The organism is Desulfoferula mesophila, assembly GCF_037076455.1.
GTDB lineage: Bacteria > Desulfobacterota > Desulfarculia > Desulfarculales > Desulfarculaceae > Desulfoferula > Desulfoferula mesophila.
This window is the reverse complement of record NZ_AP028679.1, coordinates 1,697,335-1,716,831: the sequence shown is the minus strand read 5'-3', so window position 1 is coordinate 1,716,831 and position 19,497 is coordinate 1,697,335. Positions and strand designations below refer to the sequence as shown.

General features: G+C 63.8%; 22 protein-coding genes. 8 read left to right on the top strand and 14 right to left on the bottom strand.

Annotation, left to right across the window (positions count from 1 at the left end):
• Nucleotides 1-9 precede the first annotated feature (9 nt).
• From AACH32_RS07570 to AACH32_RS20875, 3 genes are read right to left on the bottom strand one after another with little or no spacing between them, the layout of a single operon-like run.
• Entirely contained in the window at nucleotides 10-1,032 is a 1,023-nt protein-coding gene (locus AACH32_RS07570) for a rod shape-determining protein (RefSeq protein WP_338606177.1), read from the bottom strand.
• Nucleotides 1,033-1,077: 45 nt separating this feature from the next.
• A complete protein-coding gene (locus AACH32_RS07565) occupies nucleotides 1,078-2,073 on the bottom strand; it encodes a GAF domain-containing protein (RefSeq protein ID WP_338606176.1) in 996 nt (331 codons plus the stop codon).
• Nucleotides 2,045-2,245, bottom strand: coding sequence for a DUF6485 family protein (locus AACH32_RS20875; protein WP_350341567.1), 201 nt, complete (start codon nucleotides 2,243-2,245; stop codon nucleotides 2,045-2,047). Before AACH32_RS20875 ends, AACH32_RS07565 begins: the two co-directional genes overlap by 29 nt.
• Nucleotides 2,246-2,432: 187 nt before the next feature.
• On the opposite strand from AACH32_RS20875, the gene mutM reads away from it, so the two are divergent.
• Both mutM and AACH32_RS07555 read left to right on the top strand, forming a co-directional pair.
• Nucleotides 2,433-3,257, top strand: a complete 825-nt coding sequence (mutM, locus tag AACH32_RS07560) for a bifunctional DNA-formamidopyrimidine glycosylase/DNA-(apurinic or apyrimidinic site) lyase (RefSeq protein WP_338606175.1) — start codon at nucleotides 2,433-2,435, stop codon at nucleotides 3,255-3,257.
• A 52-nt stretch (nucleotides 3,258-3,309) separates the two neighbouring features.
• Entirely contained in the window at nucleotides 3,310-4,626 is a 1,317-nt protein-coding gene (locus AACH32_RS07555) for an alpha/beta hydrolase family protein (protein ID WP_338606174.1), read from the top strand.
• On the opposite strand, the gene AACH32_RS07550 is transcribed toward AACH32_RS07555, so the two are convergent.
• On the bottom strand, nucleotides 4,619-5,257 hold the full coding sequence (locus AACH32_RS07550) for a phosphatase PAP2 family protein (RefSeq protein ID WP_338606173.1): 639 nt from the start codon (nucleotides 5,255-5,257) through the stop codon (nucleotides 4,619-4,621). The genes AACH32_RS07555 and AACH32_RS07550 overlap by 8 nt on opposite strands.
• Before the next feature lie 209 nt (nucleotides 5,258-5,466).
• Here AACH32_RS07550 and AACH32_RS07545 point away from each other — a divergent pair, with 209 nt between their 5' ends.
• Nucleotides 5,467-5,880, top strand: a complete 414-nt coding sequence (locus tag AACH32_RS07545) for an FKBP-type peptidyl-prolyl cis-trans isomerase (protein WP_338606172.1) — start codon at nucleotides 5,467-5,469, stop codon at nucleotides 5,878-5,880.
• A gap of 202 nt (nucleotides 5,881-6,082) precedes the next feature.
• Here AACH32_RS07545 and AACH32_RS07540 read toward each other — a convergent pair whose 3' ends face one another.
• The 4 genes from AACH32_RS07540 to AACH32_RS07525 form a co-directional block, all read right to left on the bottom strand.
• The gene (locus AACH32_RS07540) at nucleotides 6,083-6,913 is read right to left on the bottom strand and encodes an SEC-C metal-binding domain-containing protein (RefSeq protein ID WP_338606171.1); all 831 of its coding nucleotides are present in this window, start codon (nucleotides 6,911-6,913) and stop codon (nucleotides 6,083-6,085) included.
• Nucleotides 6,914-7,074: 161 nt separating this feature from the next.
• Complete coding sequence (locus tag AACH32_RS07535; RefSeq protein WP_338606170.1) at nucleotides 7,075-7,266, bottom strand: hypothetical protein; 192 nt, start codon at nucleotides 7,264-7,266, stop codon at nucleotides 7,075-7,077.
• A gap of 143 nt (nucleotides 7,267-7,409) precedes the next feature.
• On the bottom strand, nucleotides 7,410-10,691 hold the full coding sequence (gene icmF / locus AACH32_RS07530) for a fused isobutyryl-CoA mutase/GTPase IcmF (protein WP_338606169.1): 3,282 nt from the start codon (nucleotides 10,689-10,691) through the stop codon (nucleotides 7,410-7,412).
• Between the two features lie 22 nt (nucleotides 10,692-10,713).
• Nucleotides 10,714-11,355, bottom strand: coding sequence for a TetR/AcrR family transcriptional regulator (locus AACH32_RS07525; RefSeq protein ID WP_338606168.1), 642 nt, complete (start codon nucleotides 11,353-11,355; stop codon nucleotides 10,714-10,716).
• A 524-nt stretch (nucleotides 11,356-11,879) separates the two neighbouring features.
• Here AACH32_RS07525 and AACH32_RS07520 point away from each other — a divergent pair.
• The 5 genes from AACH32_RS07520 to ahbA all read left to right on the top strand — a co-directional run bounded on the left by AACH32_RS07520 (nucleotide 11,880) and on the right by ahbA (nucleotide 14,964).
• Entirely contained in the window at nucleotides 11,880-12,533 is a 654-nt protein-coding gene (locus tag AACH32_RS07520) for an HAD family hydrolase (protein ID WP_338606167.1), read from the top strand.
• Nucleotides 12,534-12,708: 175 nt separating this feature from the next.
• Nucleotides 12,709-13,827 carry a heme b synthase gene (gene ahbD, locus AACH32_RS07515; protein ID WP_338606166.1) on the top strand — a complete coding sequence of 373 codons (1,119 nt, stop codon included), beginning with the start codon at nucleotides 12,709-12,711 and terminating at the stop codon, nucleotides 13,825-13,827.
• Between the two features lies 1 nt (nucleotide 13,828).
• The gene (locus tag AACH32_RS07510; protein ID WP_338606165.1) at nucleotides 13,829-14,101 is read left to right on the top strand and encodes an Ada metal-binding domain-containing protein; all 273 of its coding nucleotides are present in this window, start codon (nucleotides 13,829-13,831) and stop codon (nucleotides 14,099-14,101) included.
• A gap of 18 nt (nucleotides 14,102-14,119) precedes the next feature.
• Nucleotides 14,120-14,503: a hypothetical protein gene (locus tag AACH32_RS07505; protein ID WP_338606164.1), complete on the top strand. Its 384-nt coding sequence runs from the start codon at nucleotides 14,120-14,122 to the stop codon at nucleotides 14,501-14,503.
• 5 nt (nucleotides 14,504-14,508) lie between these two features.
• Nucleotides 14,509-14,964 (top strand): siroheme decarboxylase subunit alpha, encoded by a 456-nt coding sequence (gene ahbA, locus AACH32_RS07500; protein WP_338606163.1) that lies wholly within the window; start codon nucleotides 14,509-14,511, stop codon nucleotides 14,962-14,964.
• Between the two features lie 169 nt (nucleotides 14,965-15,133).
• On the opposite strand, the gene AACH32_RS07495 is transcribed toward ahbA, so the two are convergent.
• The 6 genes from AACH32_RS07495 to AACH32_RS07470 all read right to left on the bottom strand — a co-directional run bounded on the left by AACH32_RS07495 (nucleotide 15,134) and on the right by AACH32_RS07470 (nucleotide 19,391).
• Nucleotides 15,134-15,550, bottom strand: coding sequence for a helix-turn-helix transcriptional regulator (locus tag AACH32_RS07495; protein ID WP_338606162.1), 417 nt, complete (start codon nucleotides 15,548-15,550; stop codon nucleotides 15,134-15,136).
• Between the two features lie 58 nt (nucleotides 15,551-15,608).
• Nucleotides 15,609-16,328 (bottom strand): 3'-5' exonuclease, encoded by a 720-nt coding sequence (locus AACH32_RS07490; protein ID WP_338606161.1) that lies wholly within the window; start codon nucleotides 16,326-16,328, stop codon nucleotides 15,609-15,611.
• A 31-nt stretch (nucleotides 16,329-16,359) separates the two neighbouring features.
• Nucleotides 16,360-16,566, bottom strand: coding sequence for a YqaE/Pmp3 family membrane protein (locus AACH32_RS07485; protein ID WP_338606160.1), 207 nt, complete (start codon nucleotides 16,564-16,566; stop codon nucleotides 16,360-16,362).
• Nucleotides 16,567-16,657: 91 nt separating this feature from the next.
• Nucleotides 16,658-17,011 (bottom strand): HepT-like ribonuclease domain-containing protein, encoded by a 354-nt coding sequence (locus tag AACH32_RS07480; RefSeq protein WP_338606159.1) that lies wholly within the window; start codon nucleotides 17,009-17,011, stop codon nucleotides 16,658-16,660.
• Nucleotides 17,008-17,313 carry a nucleotidyltransferase family protein gene (locus AACH32_RS07475; RefSeq protein ID WP_338606158.1) on the bottom strand — a complete coding sequence of 102 codons (306 nt, stop codon included), beginning with the start codon at nucleotides 17,311-17,313 and terminating at the stop codon, nucleotides 17,008-17,010. The genes AACH32_RS07480 and AACH32_RS07475 overlap by 4 nt, the downstream gene beginning before the upstream one ends.
• A gap of 134 nt (nucleotides 17,314-17,447) precedes the next feature.
• Entirely contained in the window at nucleotides 17,448-19,391 is a 1,944-nt protein-coding gene (locus tag AACH32_RS07470; RefSeq protein WP_338606157.1) for a putative nucleotidyltransferase substrate binding domain-containing protein, read from the bottom strand.
• Nucleotides 19,392-19,497 lie beyond the last annotated feature (106 nt).

Here is a 19,497-nt window from a genome sequence, read left to right as displayed (position 1 = left end):
CTCGCCGAATCAGTTGATGAATACCCGTCTATACTCTTTCACGTCGTGTAGCGCAATGCCCGCCCCCATCACCACGCAGGTCAAGGGGTCGTCGGCCACGTTTACCTTAAGCTTCATCTCGTGCTGAATCAAGCGATCCAGCCCCCGGATGAGAGCCCCGCCTCCCGCCAGGGTGATGCCCTGCTCGCCCACGTCCGCGGCCAACTCGGGAGGCGTTTTCTCGAAGGCGCGCTTGACGCTCTCCAAAATCACCTCTATGGGCTCGGACATGGCCTCGCGCACCTCCTCGTCGGTGAGGGTAATGGTGCGCGGGATGCCTTCCACCAGATCCTTGCCGCTGACCTCCATGGACAGCGGATGATCCAGGGGATAAGCCGAGCCAATTGATATCTTTACCTGCTCGGCGGTGTTTTCGCCAACCAGAACCTGATATTTCTTTTGGATGTAGCGAACGATGGATTCGTTGGCCTCGTCGCCGGCCACCCGCACCGATTCGGAATAGGCGGTGGCGTAAAGGCTGATCACCGCCACCTCGGTGGTGCCGCCGCCGATGTCCACGATCATGCAGCCCTGGGGCAGGCTTATGGGCAGGCCGGCCCCGATGGCCGCGGCCATGGGCTCTTCGATGAGGTAGATGTCGCGGGCTCCCGCCTGCTCGGCGCTCTCGATAACCGCCCGTTTTTCCACCTGGGTCACCCCGCTGGGCACCCCGATGAGCATGCGCGGCTTCATGAAACCGGTGGCCGATTTCACCTTGAGGATGAACTCGCGGATCATTATGCGGGTCATGTCGAAGTCGGCGATCACCCCGTCTTTGAGGGGGCGGGCCGCCACCACGCTGGGGCTGGTGCGTCCCAGGTACTGCTTGGCTTCCAGGCCCACGGCCAGGGGCTTGCCGCTGTCCCGCTTGAGCGCCACCACCGAGGGCTCGTTGAGCACCACGCCCTTGCCTTTGACGAAGATGAGGGTATTGGCCGTACCCAAGTCCATGGCCAAGTCCTTGGAAAACAGCCCCATGAGTTTGCTCAGCACAATGCTACCTGCCTTTTTCCGCCCCCCTGTGGGGCATGGCTCAGCCTAAAACGAGGCCAAACGATAGTGGGCCAAGGTGGCGGCCACGCGGTGACCGGCCAACTGCAGGGCCCTCTCCTCTTCCTCGTCGATAGAGCGTTCGGTTTGACCGGCAAAAGCCCACACCCCCATCAGCCGCCGCCAAGCCAAAAGCGGCACCCCCACAAAGGCGTTGTAGCCCCTGAGAGGTTCGTCCGGGGAGATGAGGTAGGACTTGCCCTGCCCGGGGCGCATGCGGTGATGGGTCAGCGGACGGGCCTCCCTTAGCACCCAACCCACCAATCCCTGGGTCACCGGGAAGGAACGGCCGCGCAGGGTGGCCACGCTGGGCCCCTGCACCGCTTCCACCCAAAACTGCTTGCGTCCCTGGTGCAACAGACACAAAAAACCCATGGACAGGCCGCTGAAACGGCGGCCGGCGTCCAATATTTCATCATACAGCTCGCGGCGGCCGCTGAAGCTCAAGGCCGCGTTTTCCACGTCATAGAGCAAATCCAGGATACGGCCATAGAGGGCCTCCCTGGCGCAGGTCTCCTGCTGGGCGACCATCTGCCCCATGAACACCGCGAAATCACGTATAATTTTCTTTTCGCGCTCGCCAAAGATCTGACGGTTCTTGGTGTCGACCACCAACACCCCCAGATCGCCCACCGGCATGCCCACAAAGGCCTGGATGCCCTCGTCGGCGTGGTACAGGCCGGTGGCCTCGGAGCTCTGCTTGTAGCGGTCCACGTCCACCGGGCGGTTGTGCTTGGCCACCCAACCCACCAGGCCCTCGCCCATCTGCACCGGGTCCTCGGAGCGGAAGGAACGGCCCATGGAATGCCAGGCGGCGGCATGCAGTTGGCGGCCGCCGGGCTCGCGCAGGTATAGAGCCACGGTGTAGGCCTCGGTCAGGTTGGCCAAGAGGTCCACCGCGTCTTTTAAACCATGACGGGACTGCGTGGGAAGACGACCGGGCAAAGCCGGGGTCTCAGCTGCAATCGCCGCAGAAACTGCCATAGGACCGATCGTAACCGCGCTCACCCTCCGAGGTGAAAAAACACCCCGGAATCTGGCGCATTTTCCGGTGATAGGCAACGCACTGGCAGCACAGGCCCGTCTTGTCGCAGGCACTGTAAGTGCAAGTGCACTGGGCCAAATTGGCTTGCAAATTGGGGCAGGCCTTTTTCATTTTTTCGTAATCGGCCACTAATCCGGCTCTCCAACTGATAAAAAAACGATTTATAACTGGCCGTTAGCCTTTGAAACCACTCTATATAGTTAGTATATTTGTGTCAACCACAAAATAATGGGGTTTGTGCCTTAAAAAACTGTAAAATTTCCCTTGCGCTTCAGCGGAAAGGAATTATTACTAAAATATGCCTGAACTACCTGAAGTTGAAAACGTACGCCGCACCATGGCCCCCGATCTGCTCGGGCGCACCCCAAGCACCGTGCGGGTGGGTTTGGCCAAGCTGGTCCGGCCCACGCCCCAGGCCCTGAGCGCCGGTATCCGGGGCCAGAGCATATCCCAGGTGGACCGCCACGGCAAACTGCTCATGCTGCGCATGTCCGGCCACGGCACCTGGGCCATCCACCTGGGCATGACCGGCCAGGTGATCATCGCCGATCGGCGGCCCGACGCCAAGCACATCCACGTCACCGTGGGCTTTGACGACGGCGGACCGCGCCTGTATTACCGCGACCCCCGCCAGTTCGGTTTCATGGCCTGGTGCCCGGATCAGGCCGCCCTGGACGCCGGACCGCTGGCCAACATGGGCCCCGACGCCCTGGGCATCCCCCTGGAGGTGTTCCTGGAGCGCGTCTCAGGCAAGGGCGGCAAGCTCAAGAGCGTTCTCCTGGACCAGCGGGTGCTGGCCGGGGTGGGCAATATCTATGCGGACGAGTCCCTGCACCGGGCGGGCCTGCATCCCCTGGTCGCCCCCAAAGACCTGAGCCAGGCCCAGTTGACCGCCCTGCATCATCACCTACAAGAAACCCTGGCCGAAGCCCTGGCCAAGGGCGGCTCTTCCATCAGCAACTTCGTGGACGCCCACGGACGGCCCGGCACCTTTCAGCACGCCCACCGGGTGTACCAGCGCGGCGGACAGGCCTGCAACGAGTGCGGCTGTGAGATCGAGCGCATCGTGGTGGCCGGGCGCTCCACCCACTTTTGCCCCCACTGCCAGAAAGAGCATTTTTGACCCGCCCGCCGGGCCGTGACATAATCGCGCTCAACTTCAGTTGGAGCCGCCCATGTCACGTGCCCCGCGCCTGTTTGCTTGCCTGGCCCTGATCCTGCTCGCCGCCTCGCCGCTGGGCGCGGCGGAGCCATCCGCGCCCTCCCCGCCCCTGCCGCCGGTGGCGTTCAGCGATCCCACCTACGACTTTGAGCTGCGCCGGGGGCTGGGCTACGCCCTGTCCGGCGGGGCCGACCTCAACGAAGTCTTGGCCGCGGCCCATACCATCCAGCCGGGCGACGGCGATTCATGGTACCAAGCCTGGTTCGCCCTGGCCGAAAGGGTTCGGCTGACCGCGGAGACCTCGCTGGCCTTGGGACGCCTGGTATCGGCCCGCGAGGCCCTGCTCCGGGCCAGCGCCTACTACCGCCCGGCCGATTTCTTCTTGCACGCCAACCCCCGGGACCCGCGCATCCTCAAGGCCTGGCGATTGAGCCGCGACACCTTCCAGCGGGCGGCCGTGCTCATGGAACGCCCCGTGGAGACGGTGACCATCCCCTACCAAGACACCACCCTGCCCGGCTATTTCCTGGGGCCAAGCGCCTCCCGCCAGGCCCGCAGGACCCTGATCGTGCAGACCGGCTTTGACGGCACCGGCGAGGAGCTCTACTTCGAGGTGGCGTTCTTCGCGCTGGCCCGGGGCTACAACGTGCTGATCTTCGAGGGCCCCGGCCAAGGCGGGGTGGTGCGCGAGCAGGGCCTGTTTTTCCGGCCCGACTGGGAGGCGGTGGTGACCCCGGTAGTGGACTACGCCCTGGCCCGCCCGGAGGTGGATCCAAGCCGCCTGGCCCTCATGGGCCTGTCCATGGGCGGCTATCTGGTGGCCCGGGCCGCCGCGCATGAGCACCGCCTGGCCGCCCTGGTGTGCAATCCGGGGGTCATGGACATGATGGCCGGCCGGCGGCCCAGCGCCAAGCAGTGGCAAGAGATGCGCGCCGATCCCTCGGCCACCAACAAGGCCCTGCGCCAGAGGATGGCCCAGGACATCGGCTTCCGCTGGCTGGTGAACAACGGCATGTTCACCATGGGGGTGAAGACGCCTCTCAAGTTCATGGAGCAGTTTGCCCGCTACCGCCTCACTCCCCAGGAGGCCGCCAAGATCACCGCCAACAGCCTGGTCATCGTCAGCCGGGGCGATCACTTCATGACCTACGACGAGCAGAAAAAGCTCTACGAGGCCATGACCTGCTCCAAGACCCTGTTGGAGTTCACCGCCGCAGAGGACGCCACGCCCCACTGCCAGATGGGGGCCATGGCCGTTTCCAACCAGCGCGTCTTCGATTGGCTGGACCAGGCGCTGGACAAAAAGCCCTGCGACTGCGGGGCTAGGTGATAGGCGGCGATTCGGACCTGCCGCCCCGCAAAAGGCTCCACACCCACAGGGCGCCGAAGATGCCCACAAAGGCCCCGGCGATGACGTCGCTGGGATAGTGGCGGGTAACCAGCACCCGGCACACCCCCACCAGCGCGGCGAAGCCCAGCAGGGGCACCCGCGCCCGAGGCCACAGCAGGGCCAGGGCGGTCATGGCCGAGAAAATGCGGAAGGTGTGGCCCGAGGGGAAGGAGTGCATCTTGCCCTTGGCGGCCAGCCAGGAAAAACCGTACAGGTCGTGCTCAAAGTACATCACCGGGCGGTAGCGGCCGAAGAACCACTTCAGGGTCTCGCCCACCAGCATGGTCAGGGCCACCGCCGCGCACACCATCAGCAGGCCGCGCACCCCGGGGGTGAGCCCCCGGCCCAGGGCCAGCGCCCCGCCCAACACCAGGCCCACCACCAGCCACACGTTGAACCAGTCATGATCGGCCACCAGGCTCAGGGCCTGGGCCGCGGCGAACAGCGCGCCACCCTTGAGGCCGTGGGCCAGGGTGTCGATGGGCCGGTCCAGCCACAGAAAAAACACCGCCACCAACAGCACGGTGGCCGCCGCGCTCCAGCCGGTGATCTTGAGCAACCGCTTATCCATGGGCTTTCCTGGGCCTCCCTTTGCGCTTCGATGCTGTACCAGCGGCGCGGCCAAGGTCAAATTCCCGGCGTTTTCCTAAAAATAGTGGCATATGCGGCGCGCAGTTGTTAGGTTCTCGGTAACCCAAAAATAAAGTTGCTCCGCCGCCATGGTCCTGGTGCCGGCCGGGTAGCCAATTTTTTACGACCGGGACATTACAGGAGCCATTGATGGCACAGATCAGCGCCGGAGACAAGGTTCGCATGCACTACACCGTAAAGCTGGAAGACGGCACGGTGGTGGACAGCAGCGAAGGCAAGGACCCGCTGGAGTTCGAGGCGGGCAGCAATCAGCTTATACCCGGCGTGTCCAACGCGGTGATCGGCATGGCGGTGGGCGACAGCAAGACCGTGACCGTGCCCCCGGACCAGGGCTATGGCCCCCACCAGCCCCAGGCGGTGCAGGAGGTGCCCAAGCAGCACTTCCCGCGCGAGGTAGCGGTGGGCGACACCTTCAAGGCCGTGAGCGAGCAGGGTGAGATGTTGGTGCGGGTCATCGAGATGGGCGAGGACACGGTCACCGTGGACGCCAACCATCCCCTGGCCGGCCAGACCCTGATCTTCTCCCTGGAGATCGTGGAGTAGCCCGAGCTACGACGCTAGCTTGAAAATGAGAAGCCCGGACGGCGCCAGCCGTCCGGGCTTTTGTTTTATGGGGTTTGTTGGGTTTCGGGCTGTGCCCTCTACCCAACCTACGCTAATGGAAATAAAAATTCAGAATCGTGTAGGTTTGGTAGATGGCGATCTTTAGCACCTTTATCTACCTGTTAAATCAGCAATAGTTTCACTAAACACCGCAGCATTTCTTGTATTTCTTGCCGCTGCCGCAGGGGCAGGGATCATTGCGCCCCACTTTTTTCCCCTCCGGTTGATGTGGGCGTGGGAGAGTAGATATCAGGTCGTGAACTTTGCAGAGCACTTCCATACCTGAAGGTGATCCCTCTAAAGTATTCAGGTCAACAAATTGAACGAGAGATACCCCGCCGTCTGTATTAGGAAGTTTGCGGTATTCCTTTGTGCAGCTTTTCATGACTTCGTGGGCAACTTGACGGATCGTAACTAACTCTAATCCTTTTATAGGGGTTGTTTTTCTACCGAAACTCTGTTTAAGCAACATTGAATTGTCTCTTGAAAAACGCGCGTATCCCTTCTCCAATTTTGGATCGACATGAGCACCACCATCTTTATTCGCAACTGCTAATATAATCCTTCTTCTTGAGAAGTGTTCACCATGGCTATCGATGAAAATAGTTTCATTCCACCACTCATCGAATGTTAACCAACGGGCAACGTAAGGATCGTCATCTAGAGGGGCAATACACTCAACTGAACTTGGCTTCAATAAAAAGGCTACCAAACCATTATGGATCGTACTCTTGGGTTTTATGCCTTCACTTTTATAGGCTGAATCGTGTGGCACTGCTGTGCTGAGGAACTTAGTGTTTTCCTTTCCTAATTGCTTCAAAAGGCCAATGGAGCCTTTGTCTGTATTGTGCAATAGCGTTCTTATGTGGACCGCAAGACGCTTAGCTTCAGCCTGTATCCCTTGGTCAAAGCCTTCAATTGAGCGTTCCATCAACATTAGTTGTTCGTCAAATAATCTCTGCAGGTCTTCCATTGTCTGTGGAACTTTTGATGACATTGCTCCCCCCTTAAATATTTTTCGGTTAGCAGTGTGGCACAGGTAACTTAAAATATAATCTTAGAATCGCGTCCGGAAATTAAAATAAGCTATGATGTTCCCCACAGCCTCCCCTTACTGCCTAACTACCTACCCTCTCACTTCTCCCTCGGCTCGAACATGATCCCATGATCCCCGGCGATGGGGTGGCAATGCTCCACCTCGCCGTTCAAGACGGCCAGGGGTATGCCCTCGGGAAAGGCCTGGCACTCGCCTTCGCCAAAGAAGTGCCGGCACTCGTCACAGGCGCACCTATCGAAGATATCCATCCGATCCTGATCGTTGCCCATGGCCGCCCTCCCCTCGGCCCGCCGTCCGGGCCTCTGCCTGGTTAAGAGCCTCCATAAACATTATAAGTCCTGGCGGCCGCGCCCCAAAGCAAAGCCTCCCACCGGCGGGCGGCCGGCGGGAGGCATGATGAGCGTATTGGGGCCTACATGCCGCGGCGGTACTTGCCCCCCACGTCGTAGAGCGCCTGGGTGATCTGCCCCAGGGAGCAGACCCGCACCGTGTCCATGAGCTCGGCGAAGATGTTGCCGCCGTCCAGGGCCACCTTTTGCAGGCGCTTGAGGGCGGCGGAGGCCTCGCCGGAGTGCTTGTCCTGGAACTCGCGCAGGCGCTTCAGTTGGCTTTGTTTTTCCTCCTCGGTGGCCCGGGCCAGCTCCACGGCGCAGCCCGCATCGGCCTCGTCGGCGTGGGGGTTCTTGAAGGTGTTCACGCCGATGATGGGCAGCTCGCCGGAGTGCTTGAGCATCTCGTAGTAGATGCTCTCCTCCTGAATCTTGGAGCGCTGGTAACCGGTCTCCATGGCCCCCAAGACGCCACCCCGGCTGGTGATGCGCATGAACTCCTCCAACACCGCCTCCTCCACCAGATCGGTGAGCTCGTCCACGATGAAGGCGCCTTGCAGGGGGTTCTGGTTCTTGGCCAGGCCCCACTCCTGGTTGATGATCATCTGGATGGCCAGGGCCCGGCGCACCGATTCCTCGGTGGGGGTGGTGATGGCCTCGTCGTAGGCGTTGGTGTGCAGGGAGTTGCAATTGTCGTAGATGGCGCACAGGGCCTGCAAGGTGGTGCGGATGTCGTTGAACTGAATCTCCTGGGAGTGCAGGGAGCGGCCCGAGGTCTGGATGTGGTACTTGAGCATCTGGCTGCGCGGCCCGCCGCCGTAGAGCTCGCGCATGGCGATGGCCCAGATGCGCCGGGCCACCCGACCGATCACGGTGTACTCGGGGTCCATGCCGTTAGAGAAGAAGAAGCTCAGGTTGGGCGCGAAGTCGTCGATGTGCATGCCCCGGGCCAGGTAGTACTCCACGTAGGTGAAGCCGTTGGCCAGGGTGAAGGCCAGCTGGCTGATGGGGTTGGCCCCGGCCTCGGCGATGTGATAGCCGCTGATGGACACGCTGTAGAAATTGCGCACGTCCTTGTCGATGAAGAACTGCTGGATGTCGCCCATCATGCGCAGGGCGAACTCCACCGAGAAGATGCAGGTGTTCTGGCCCTGGTCCTCCTTGAGGATGTCGGCCTGCACCGTGCCCCGCACGTTCTTGAGCACCATGTCCTTGATGCGCTTGCGCTCTTCCGCGCTGGGCTCGCGGCCGTTTTCGGCGCGGAACTTGGCCGCCTGCTGGTCGATGGCGGTGTTGAAGAAAAAGGCCAGCATGATGGGCGCCGGGCCGTTGATGGTCATGGACACGCTGGTGTTGGGGTTCACCAGGTCGAAGCCGTCGTACAACGCCTTCATGTCCTCCAGGGTGCAGATGCTCACCCCGGAGTTGCCCACCTTGCCGTAGATGTCCGGGCGCTCGTCCGGGTCCCAGCCGTAGAGGGTCACCGAGTCGAAGGCGGTGGAGAGCCGGGCGGCCTTGGCGTCGGCGCTGAGCAGCTTGAAGCGGCGGTTGGTGCGGAAGGGGTCGCCCTCGCCCGCGAACATGCGGGTGGGGTCCTCGTCGGTGCGCTTGAAGGGGAAGACCCCGGCGGTGTAGGGGAAGGAGCCGGGCACGTTCTCCGAGCGCAGCCAGGCGTAGACCTGGGCCGGATCCTGCCAGCGGGGCAGGCACACTTTGGGGATGGGGCTGCCGGCCAGGGAGCGGGTGGTCAGCGGCACGCGGATCTCGCGGTCGCGCACCGTGTAAACGTACTCCTCGCCCGAGTAGTCCCGCTTGAGCTTGGGCCAGGCGGCCAGCAGGCGGTGGGTCTCCTCCTCGTAGCCCTCCTCCAGCTTGTGCACCGCCACCCGCAGCTTTTCCAGGGCCGCCTCCAGGCCGGGATCGCCCTGCCAGGAGCCCGCCATGGCGTCGTGGGTGGCCTTCATCTGCCAGACCCGGCGCACCAGGTCGGCCTGCTGCCCCGTGCGCTGGTGGTACTCGCGGATGGCCTCGGCGATCTCGGCCAGATAGCGGGTGCGCTCGGGCGGCACGATGATGGTGCGACTGGTGGAATAGGTGGCCCCGCTGGCCTTGCGGGGGCTGGCAAAGGCCACCCCGGTCTTTTGCTTTATCTCGGCCAAGAGGGCCAGGTACAGGGCGGTGACCCCGTCGTCGTTGAACTTGCTGGCGATGGTGCCGTAGACCGGCATCTTGGCCGGGTCGGTGGCCCAGGCGTTCAGGTTGCGCTGCATCTGCTTGCGCACGTCGCGGAGCGCGTCCTCGCTGCCCCGGCGCTCGAACTTGTTCACCGCCACCAGGTCGGCGAAGTCGAGCATGTCGATCTTCTCCAGCTGGGAGGCGGCCCCGAACTCGCTGGTCATCACGTAGAGGCTCAAATCCACCACGTCCACTACGGCGGCGTCGCCCTGGCCGATGCCCGCGGTCTCCACCACCACCAGGTCGTATCCGGCGGCCTGGGCCACCTTGATCACGTCGCCCAGGGCCCGGCTGATCTCCATGGAGCTGCCCCGGGTGGCCAGGGAGCGCATGTACACCCGGGGGTTGTCCAGGGTGTTCATGCGGATGCGGTCGCCCAACAGCGCCCCGCCGGACTTGCGCCGGGTGGGGTCCACTGAGATGACCGCCACGCTGCCCTCGGGGAAGTCGATGAGCCAGCGCAGCAGAATCTCGTCGGTGAGCGAGGACTTGCCCGCTCCGCCGGTGCCGGTGATGCCCACCACCGGCACCTTGCGCTCGCCCTGGATGCCTTCCAGGCGCTCCCGCCAGGCGTCGATGCCCTGGCGCTCCAGCGCGGCCCGCTCCACCAGGCTGATGGTGCGGGCCACCACCGCCGGGTGCTCGGGGCCGAGCTCGGCCAGGTCGGGCGAATTTATCTCCTGCCCGGCCATCTCGTCCATCTGGCGCACCATGTCGTTGATGATGCCTTGCAGGCCCAGGCGCTGGCCGTCAGCGGGGGAATAGATGCGGGTCACGCCGTAGTCGGTTAGCTCCTTGATCTCCTCGGGCACGATGACCCCGCCGCCCCCGCCAAAGACCATGATGTCCGGGCGGCCGTTCTGTTTGAGCAGGTCCACCATGTACTTGAAGAACTCCACGTGCCCGCCCTGGTAGCAGGAGGCGCAGATGGCCTGCACGTCCTCGGCGATGGCCGCCTTGACGATCTCGTGCACCCCCCGGTTGTGGGCCAGGTGGATCACCTCCACGCCGGTGGCCTGGAGGATGCGCCGGATGATGTTGATGGCCGCGTCGTGGCCGTCGAACAGGCTGGCCGCGGTTATGGCCCGCACCGGGTTTTGGGGAGTGTAGGGACGCGTCTGCATGGCCATAGTGCTCCCTCGAATGGCTGTGCTAGGTCAGCTCACCCAGCAGGTAGTCGCTCTGGAGCTGGATGTACTGCTCCAGGCTGAACGCCGGGGCCAGGGCCCAGCGGCGAAAGCTCCACATGTGGCCCACCACCATGATGTTGTGGGCCACCAGGGTTATCTCCGGGGGGTGCAGGGGGCGCAGGGAAAAGTCGGCCACGCCCCGGGCCAAGAGATCCTTGAACACCCCGGTGATCCTTAGCTCGTGCTCCAAGACGAAGCGGCGGCTCTCGGCGGGCAGGCTCTTGGTCTCCTGGTAGATGAGCAGGATGTGGTCGCTCATCTGGTCGCACACCGTGAAATAGACCGCGATGGCCGCCTCCAGGTCCCGCGCCCCGTTGATGCCGTGCCTGAGCCGCTGCTTGAGGCGCTGCTCCATCTCGCTGTGGATGGCCTGGCACACCAGGTAGAGCACGTCCTCCTTGGAGTTGACGTACTCGTAGAGGGTGCCGATGGAAAAACCCGCCGCCTTGGCGATTTCCCGGGTGGTGGTCTTGTGAAAGCCCTTGTTGATGAACAGATGCACCGCCGCGTCCACTATCTGGCGGCGGCGGCGCAGGACCAGGTCCTCGTCTTTTACCTCGGTGTGGATATTGGGGCCCTGGGAAGGGTCCGCGGCATCGCCCATGGCACATCCTCTGAAAATATTAATTATGTCCGTACACTGGAAGGCCAGCCGGGACTTCCGAGTTTGCCAATATCCCGACTGAGCGCTCGCTCAGATGCAATATGGCCCTATCCCCGCCCCCTTGTCAAGAACAATTTAACAGCTTGCCCAGGGCAGAAACGTAAGCGAACCGCAAAGTCCCACTCGCCAAAAATCCCTTCTCAGGGCCCTGATTTGGCACACATTTAAGACCAAGCCCATGCAACCTGGTAGCCGGCCCAAGCCCTGTATTGCCAGCTTAAATATTTTTTGCGGCTCCTTGGCATAACACCACAGCACATGGACCGGCCGGGCTACCCAGGTTGCAAAGGTTTTGCGGCAACTTTCATAGCATGCAATGCCGGTGTAGCGACCTCCCCTGTCCCTTGCGCGTACGGCGAGAGACCTTTACATTTGTCGCAAATCCGCCGTTCTTGATCAGGGCCCCTGATCGTTCGCGGGCCACACTCAGCCGGTAAAGGACCCTAATCTTGGAGCAAAAGCTCATGCCTCCTTACGACTTGGTCATGTTGGACTTCGACGGCACCCTGGTCGACTCGGCAAGTTCTGTAGTCCATTGCGTGCAGCGCACTTTTGCGGCCCAGGGCGAGGAGCCGCCTTCTGAAGCCGCCATCCGCGCCACCATTGGTTTGCCCCTGCCCGACGCGTTGACGCAACTGAGGGGCAAGGGCGGCCGTGAGAAAGGTCAAACCTGGGCCAGGGCCTACCGCGAGATATTCATGACCGAGGGCCCGCCCCGGCTGCATCTGTTCGAGGGAGCGGCCCGGTTTCTGGCCGCCCTGGCCGACCAGGAAATCCCGGCGATAATCGTCAGCGCCCGCAAGGCCGAGATCACCAACATGTTATTGGATAAATTCGGCTTGAGCGAAACCATCATGGAGGTTTTCGGAGACAGCCCGCAGGGGCCCAACAAGCCGGACCCCAGACTCTACGAAGAGCTGATCCGTCCCCGCTTTGGCAACCCGCCCCCCAGGAAAATGATTATGGTGGGAGACACCCACATTGACCTGGAGTTCGCCCACAACACCGGCGCCGCCTCTTGCTGGGTTTCCTACGGATATGGCGACGCCCAAAAATGTCGCGGAATGCAACCCGACTTCGAGGTTTCCTGCCCGGCGGACCTGCTGAATTTGTTTTAAGGCGTTACTCCAACCGTGCCAACCGCATCGTCAGAAGATCAGCCGCTCAACCCCGGCTTGATTCCCTTTTGCCCCGGATATAGACTTGCAACCGTATGATGAGACTATCATTGGAACTCGCACCGGCGGCAACAACTCCGGCGCCGGCGCCTCAACCGCCCCGCAAGGAGCAAGCGTGAACCACCCCAGCAAAACCGGCGGCCACCCCGGCGGCCGCCCTCCGGCGGCCTCTCCCGACGGCACCCCGGCCCTCAGGCTGGTGGCCTGGGAGACCACCCGCCGCTGCAACCTGTCCTGCCTGCACTGCCGGGCCGGGGCCGAGGACGAGCACTATCCCGACGAGCTGACCACCGCCGAGGGCGAGGCCTTTTTGCGCGACCTGGCCGGCATGGGCCGCTCGGTGGTTATCATGACCGGCGGCGAGCCCCTGTTGCGCGATGACATCCTGCACCTGACCCGCTATGGCCACGAGCTGGGCCTGCGCATGGTCATGGGCACCAACGGCACCCTGCTCACCCCCGAGATGGCCCGCCGTCTCAAGGAGGCGGGCATCCAGCGCCTGAGCATCAGCATCGACGGCCCGGACGCGGCCAGCCACGACCAGTTTCGCGGCCAGGGTGGGGCCTACGACAAGTCGGTGGAAGGCATGCAGGCGGCCACCGAGGCGGGCCTGGAGTTCCAGATCAACACCACGGTGACCCGGGGCAATTTGCCCCAGGTGCCGGGCATCCAGCAGACCGCGGTGGACCTGGGCGCGGTGGCCCACCACATTTTCCTGCTGGTGCCCACCGGCCGGGGCCGGGCCCTGACCGGGGAGATCATCAGCGCCCAGGAATACGAGGACGTGCTGAACTGGTTCTGCGACATGCGGGGCAAGGTGCCCCTGGAGCTGAAGGCCACCTGCGCGCCCCACTACTTCCGCATCATCCGCCAGCGGGCCAAGGAGACCGGCGAGAAACTGACCTTCGAGACCCACGGCCTGGACGCGGTGACCAAGGGCTGTCTGGGCGGCCAGGGCTTCGCCTTTGTCAGCCACGTGGGCCAGGTGCAGCCCTGCGGCTATCTGGAGCTAAGCGCAGGCAACATCCGTGAGCAGCCCTTCAGCGTCATCTGGCGCGACTCGCAGTTGTTCAAGGAGCTAAGGGACCCGGACCTGCTCAAGGGCAAATGCGGCCTGTGCGAATACCGCCGGGTGTGCGGCGGTTGCCGGGCCCGGGCCTACGAGGTGAGCGGCGACCATCTGGCCGAGGAGCCCCTGTGCATGTACCAGCCGGCCAAGGCGGGAGGCGCCTGAGATGAAGCGGCGGCGGGGCAAGGTCTGGGCCTTGGGCCTGAGCCTGGCCCTGCTGTTTTGCGCCGCCGCCTGGGCCCAGGACAACGCAGCGCCCTTGGGCGCGCCGCTCAGACTCGCCCAGGCCGACACGGTTTATCACGGCAACGTGCGCTCCAAAAAGTTTCACCGGCCGGGCTGCCGCTATTATAATTGCAAGAACTGCACGGCGCGCTTCACCAGCCGGGAACAGGCCATCCAGGCGGGATACGTTCCCTGCAAGGTGTGCAAGCCTTAAAACACGGGGGTTACCCACATGAGCCTCAAAAGACTTTTTCCCTGTCTGCTGGCCCTGGCCCTGTTGCTGGCCCTGGGCGCTCCGGCCCAGGCGGGCCAGGCCCATATTCACTTCCTGGTGGCCCCGCCCAGCCCGGCGGGGGGCATGAGCAACCTGCAGGCCCTGGAGGGCTTCCGCCAGGGGCTGGCCGATCTGGCCGGGGGCTACACCGAGTGGGGACCCAGCGAGGGAGCCTCCCGCCAGGGCGGCAAGCTGGTACGCCAGACCAACTTCTCCTACATCGTGGCCGCGGGCCGCGACCTCACCCCCGAGTTGGTCAAGCTGATCCAAAAATACTTCGTGGCCCCCCAGCCCTTTGTGCTGCACTGGGTCGGCACCGCCTCCATCCCCCTGGGCAAGTGAGCCCCATGAGCAAGCTGGACGCCACGGACAAGGCCATCCTGCGGGCGGTGCAATCCAACCTGCCCATCGACGCGCGGCCCTTTGCCAAGCTGGGCGAACAGCTGGGGCTCAGCGAGGACGAGGTGCTGGAGCGGCTCCAGGCCCTGAAGCAAAGCGGGGTGATCCGGCGCATCGGGGGCAACTTCACCTCCACCGCCCTGGGCTTTTCCTCCACCCTGTGCGCCGCCCAGGTGCCCGAGGACAAGTTCGAGCGGTTCGTGGCCGCGGTGAACGCCTATCACGGGGTGACCCACAACTACCGCCGCGACCACCGCTACAACGTGTGGTTCACCTTCATCGCCGAGTCCATGGATCAGATCGAGGCCAACCTGGCCCAGATCGCCCAGGACACCGGAGTGCCGGACATCTGCTCCATGCCCGCGGTGGAGATGTACAAAATAAAGGTGGACTTCCCGGTCTGACCCGAGAGTATCGGTCAAAATCTACGTAGGGTTCAAGCCAAGACCCGGCACAGACAGCCGGTGGCAGACAAGGCGACCGGCGAGCGACGGCCGGAGCTGTAGATGGGCCTACAGCGAGGCTGGAGCGATGCCAGCAACGCGGTATGCCGCCGGCTGGCGAAGCCTGGCGCTAACCCAGGGCCTTTTTGGCGAAACCTTCGAGTGCTTTTAGAGCCTGGCGGGCCTCGGCCCGGCGCTGGCGGGCCAGTTCCTCGGCCTTGTGCTTGAGGAAGACGAAGATGTCTTCCTTGGCCGCGTCGTCCAGCAGATCGAGGAGCGCGGCGAACTCCCGGGCCGCCTCCAGGCGCGAGCCCGCCTCGGCGGGCAGCTCGTCGCCCCAGATAACCTGCTCGGGGCTGAGGCCGCACACCTGGGCCACCTGCTCCAACACCTTGTCATGGGCCAGGCGTTTGCCGGTCTCGTAGCGGTTGTACTGGGCCTGGCTCAGGCCCAACAGGTCGGCGAACTCCTGCTGGGTCCGCTCGCCCCGGAGCTGCTTGAGCCGGCGGCCCACCCAGGCCGCTATGAGGGTGTGTGAATCGCGCAACGCTTAATCCCTGAAGGTTAGGGCAAGGCTATACCACCGCCGGGCTCCGCGTCCAGCCCTACTTGACCTGGGCTACCCGCATGAGGTCCTTGAGCCGCGTGCCGCCCACCGCCTCCAAGCGGGCCAGCATGCGCTGGAAGATCATGGCCGTGATCAGGGCGTCGCCCAGGGCGGTGTGGCGCTCGGGCGCGGCGATGCCGAAGCGCTTGGCCAGGGCCTCCAGGCGGCAGGCCTTTTGGTGGCGGTTGATGCCGTAGGGGTCGGAGGCCAGCACCACCGCCTGGCACATGAGCACGGTATCCAGCACCAGGTTTTGCAGGGAGAATCCGTAGCGCCCCAGCATCACCCGGTTGATGAAGTGCAGGTCGAAATTGGCGTAGTGAGCCACCAGGATGTCGCGGCCCAAAAAGCCCAGGAAATCCTCGAACACCTGGGCGCCGTGGCGGGCTCCGGCGATCTTGTCCGGGGTGATACCGTGCACCTTTACCGCCACGGCCGGGATGTCGCGGCCCGGATTGACCAGCTCGCGAAAGGACTCGCCCAGGCGCACCCGGCCCTCCACCAGGCGCACCGCCCCCACGCTGACCACCCGGTCCTTTTCCGGGTCCAGGCCGGTGGTCTCCAGATCCAGCACCACGAAGCGGCAGGCGTCGATGGGCAGGGCGGGATCCAGGCCCTCCAGGGCCTCCAGGTTGGCCAGGGCGTGGGGATGCAGGCCCCGCCCCCCGAAGCGCCGCCGGGCCAGGAGGTTGGCCAGCTTGGCCTTGACCAGGCTCATGGGGCGCTCCCTCGCGTCCGGCGCAGCCGGGCTAGGCGGTCTTGGCCACCACCCACACGGCGTGCACCAAACCGGGGATGAAGCCCAGCAGGGTCAACAGGATATTGAGCCAGAAGCGGCCGCCCAGTCCGGCGACAAGGGCCACGGCCAGGGGAGGCAAAAGAATGGCCAGAAGTATGAGCAGCAGGTTGGCGCTGAAGGGACGGGGCTCGCGGGGGGACACGTAGTCGGGGGCCATGGAGGTTTCTCCTTGGTTTGAGCTTTGATCGTTGGCTTATAGGATAGCGCATTTGGCGCCCTGAGTAAGCTGGTAGGAGCCGCGAGGTCACTTAGGTAACGTCGGTACCACCCAAAAGGCCGCCCAGGCTGGTTTCCAAGGGAGGGAGGTCGTTTTGAACGGTATCCCAGACGAGAGACATGTCTACTTCCGCATAGCCATGTACCAGCCGGTTGCGCATGCCACTCATCTTATGCCAGGGAATATCCGGATGCGCTAGTTTATAGGCCTCGGGCATCCTGGCCGACGCCTCGCCAATCACCAGCAACCTGCGGATTACCGCGTCTTGCAGTTGCGGATCGTCCAGGAACGCTTTTTCGGAACTTGTGGCAATATAGCTTCGGATCATACGAAGGCTTTGGAGGATATCCTCCAAATAGACCAAAGGATCAGGCCGGTTGGTCATAGCACCGGAATCTGTTCGGCGAGGATTTTGGGCTTAAGCCTAGGCTTTATGCTGTTGAAAAGCACCAAGTCCACCTTGCGCGCCAGCACCCGCTCCAAGTCGTCCTGGAGGTCCTGCAGGTCGAAAAGGCTCTTGCGGTTGGGGCCAAAGTCCACCAGCAGGTCCACGTCGCTCTCAGGGGACTCCTCCCCCCTGGCCAGGGAACCAAACACCGAGGCCCGCACCACCTGATGGGACTCCAGCACCGGCCGCATCCTGCGCAGCAAATCCTGTCTGGTTGTTTGGGCGCTAGAGGCGCTCATGTCCTTAACCCTTTCCTTAGCTGGAAGTATAGCATGGCCTGGATCAGGCGGCGGAGCATGAAGCAACCCTTCCCCCCTTAACAACCCTTCTCTTTTTCCTTCACCAACCATCCCCCTCTCCGTCCCATCCTCCCCTACGTGATCAGCCTGGTCTGATACCTTTGCTCCAGCAGGCTCTGCATTTCGCTCACCACCTTGAAAGCCTCCCTGAGCATCTTGCGCTGGAAGTTGTTCAGGCTCTCAGGGTCCACGAAGTTGTCCGGGGTTTTGCCCTCAGCCCGGGCCTCCAGATGTCGGCTGATCCTGAGCAGGGTGATGAAGCTGAAGGCCTCCACCAAATCGGCGGCCAGCTCTTGCTTAATGATGCCCTGGGCCTCGATGGCCGCCAGGCGCTCCAGGGTGTTGGTGGTCTCGATGCCCAGGTCCAGGGCCATGACCCGCGCCCCGTCCACGATGGGGGTGAGGCCCGAGAGCTTGAGGTTGAGCTTGTTGGCGTGCTCGCCGCCCTTCTCCACCACGAACTGACGCAAAAAGCCCAGAGGCGGGCGGTTGTACAGGGCGTTGGCGGCCATGTAGCGCAGGAACAGGCGGTTGTCCTCCATGGCCTGCTTGAGGCGCAAACGCAGGGTGTCCAAATAGTCGGCCTCGGCGTAGATCTCGCGGAAGTCGAAGAAGATGCTGGCCAAGCGCAGGGTAATCGGCTGGGGGTCGCTGATCCAACGCACGAAGGTCTGGTGCCAGCCCTCCTCGCTCAGGCACCAGTCCGGGTTGGAGGCCATGACCCCGCCGGTGCAGCGGGGAAAGCCGCAACGCTCCAGGCCGGTCACGATGCGCTCGGCAAAACCCAGGAACCAGCCCTTGACCCGCTCCAAGGAGGCCTCGGGCACGTTGGCGAAGATCAGGGCGTTGTCCTGGTCGGTGCGCAGGGTCTGCTCGCGGCGGCCCTCGCTGCCCAGGGCCATCCAGCCGTAGGGCACCGGCGGCCGCCCCTGCCCGGTGTGCTCCATGTCCTCCTCGGTGAGCGCGATGAGCTTGGCGGTCACCCGGTCGTTGAACTCGGTGACTAGGGCCAGCATCTCCCCGGCCGAGCCGCCCATCCTGAGCAGCAGCTCCACCACCCGGTCGATGCTGGGGTGCAGGCGCACCAACTCCGCCACCGAGGCCACCTTGTCGATGGCCCGCACCACCCCCACCGGCGAGCCGCCGGTGATGGCCTGCAAGTCGCGGTCGCTGAGCACCCCCACCACCCGGTCGTCCTCCACCACCACCAGGTGGTGCACCCCGTGGCGGCTCATATGGAGCAGGGCCTCGAAGGCGTAGGCGTCTGGGCTGATGGTGTGGGGCGGGGCGGACATGAACTCGGCCACCGGCTCGTCCAGGCTGCGGGCCCGGAGCATCACCCGCACCCGGAAGTCGGTATCGGTGAGGATGCCCAGGGGGTGGCCGCCCTCCTGGGCCACCACGATGGAGCCCACCTGGCGCTGGGTCATGATGTGGGCGGCGGCCTTCACCGGCATGGCCGGCAGGCAGGTCACCGGCTTGGGGCTCATCAGCTGGCGCACCCGGCTGCGCACCATGGCCGCGCTCAGACTTAGGCCCTCCAGGCCGGCCACGGCGGGCAACTCGCAGGAGACGTGCTCGCGCACCGCCTGGAGGTTGCGGGCCAGGGAGGCCCCGTAGTGGCGCTCCAGGGCGGGATGGTCCGCGCACAGGCTCTTGAACACCCCGCCGGGCAGGAGGTAGCAGATCAGGTCCTCGCGGGCGGTGACCCGGAACATGGCCTTGCCGCCCTGCAGCAGCGACAGGCCGCCGAAGGTGTCACCCTCGCCGCGCTCGTCCACCAACAGCTCGCCGCCGTTTTCCCCGGCGCCGGGCAGGCTCACCCGGGCCGAGCCGCTCTGGATGAAATACAGGTAGCGGGAGGAAGGCCCGCCCTGCTCGATGATCACCGTGTCGCGGGGGAAGTAGGCCACTTCCATGGCCGAGACCGCCAGCTCCAGGTCTTCCTGGGGCAGAGAGTCAAAAGGAGTCACCGCGCGGACGAACTCCAGAATCCGTTGCCAGTGAAATTCTTCCATGTCCCGCCTTGTGGGATGGGTGGTCTTGGCTCGCCCCCTATGTTATGCGAAAACCACCGGGACAGGGAAAACCTAAAAATGCCGGGGCCCGAGGGCCCCGGCACGG

Bases quoted from the DNA above. Each gene is read 5' to 3' on its own strand.
- AACH32_RS07565 (WP_338606176.1), bottom strand. From the start codon at position 2,073: ATGGCAGTTTCTGCGGCGATTGCAGCTGAGACCCCGGCTTTGCCCGGT.
- AACH32_RS20875 (WP_350341567.1), bottom strand. From the start codon at position 2,245: ATGAAAAAGGCCTGCCCCAATTTGCAAGCCAATTTGGCCCAGTGCACT.
- mutM (WP_338606175.1), top strand. From the start codon at position 2,433: ATGCCTGAACTACCTGAAGTTGAAAACGTACGCCGCACCATGGCCCCC.
- AACH32_RS07555 (WP_338606174.1), top strand. From the start codon at position 3,310: ATGTCACGTGCCCCGCGCCTGTTTGCTTGCCTGGCCCTGATCCTGCTC.
- AACH32_RS07550 (WP_338606173.1), bottom strand. From the start codon at position 5,257: ATGGATAAGCGGTTGCTCAAGATCACCGGCTGGAGCGCGGCGGCCACC.
- AACH32_RS07545 (WP_338606172.1), top strand. From the start codon at position 5,467: ATGGCACAGATCAGCGCCGGAGACAAGGTTCGCATGCACTACACCGTA.
- AACH32_RS07540 (WP_338606171.1), bottom strand. From the start codon at position 6,913: ATGGAAGACCTGCAGAGATTATTTGACGAACAACTAATGTTGATGGAA.
- AACH32_RS07535 (WP_338606170.1), bottom strand. From the start codon at position 7,266: ATGGGCAACGATCAGGATCGGATGGATATCTTCGATAGGTGCGCCTGT.
- icmF (WP_338606169.1), bottom strand. From the start codon at position 10,691: ATGGCCATGCAGACGCGTCCCTACACTCCCCAAAACCCGGTGCGGGCC.
- AACH32_RS07525 (WP_338606168.1), bottom strand. From the start codon at position 11,355: ATGGGCGATGCCGCGGACCCTTCCCAGGGCCCCAATATCCACACCGAG.
- AACH32_RS07520 (WP_338606167.1), top strand. From the start codon at position 11,880: ATGCCTCCTTACGACTTGGTCATGTTGGACTTCGACGGCACCCTGGTC.
- AACH32_RS07510 (WP_338606165.1), top strand. From the start codon at position 13,829: ATGAAGCGGCGGCGGGGCAAGGTCTGGGCCTTGGGCCTGAGCCTGGCC.
- AACH32_RS07505 (WP_338606164.1), top strand. From the start codon at position 14,120: ATGAGCCTCAAAAGACTTTTTCCCTGTCTGCTGGCCCTGGCCCTGTTG.
- ahbA (WP_338606163.1), top strand. From the start codon at position 14,509: ATGAGCAAGCTGGACGCCACGGACAAGGCCATCCTGCGGGCGGTGCAA.
- AACH32_RS07490 (WP_338606161.1), bottom strand. From the start codon at position 16,328: ATGAGCCTGGTCAAGGCCAAGCTGGCCAACCTCCTGGCCCGGCGGCGC.
- AACH32_RS07485 (WP_338606160.1), bottom strand. From the start codon at position 16,566: ATGGCCCCCGACTACGTGTCCCCCCGCGAGCCCCGTCCCTTCAGCGCC.
- AACH32_RS07480 (WP_338606159.1), bottom strand. From the start codon at position 17,011: ATGACCAACCGGCCTGATCCTTTGGTCTATTTGGAGGATATCCTCCAA.
- AACH32_RS07475 (WP_338606158.1), bottom strand. From the start codon at position 17,313: ATGAGCGCCTCTAGCGCCCAAACAACCAGACAGGATTTGCTGCGCAGG.
- AACH32_RS07470 (WP_338606157.1), bottom strand. From the start codon at position 19,391: ATGGAAGAATTTCACTGGCAACGGATTCTGGAGTTCGTCCGCGCGGTG.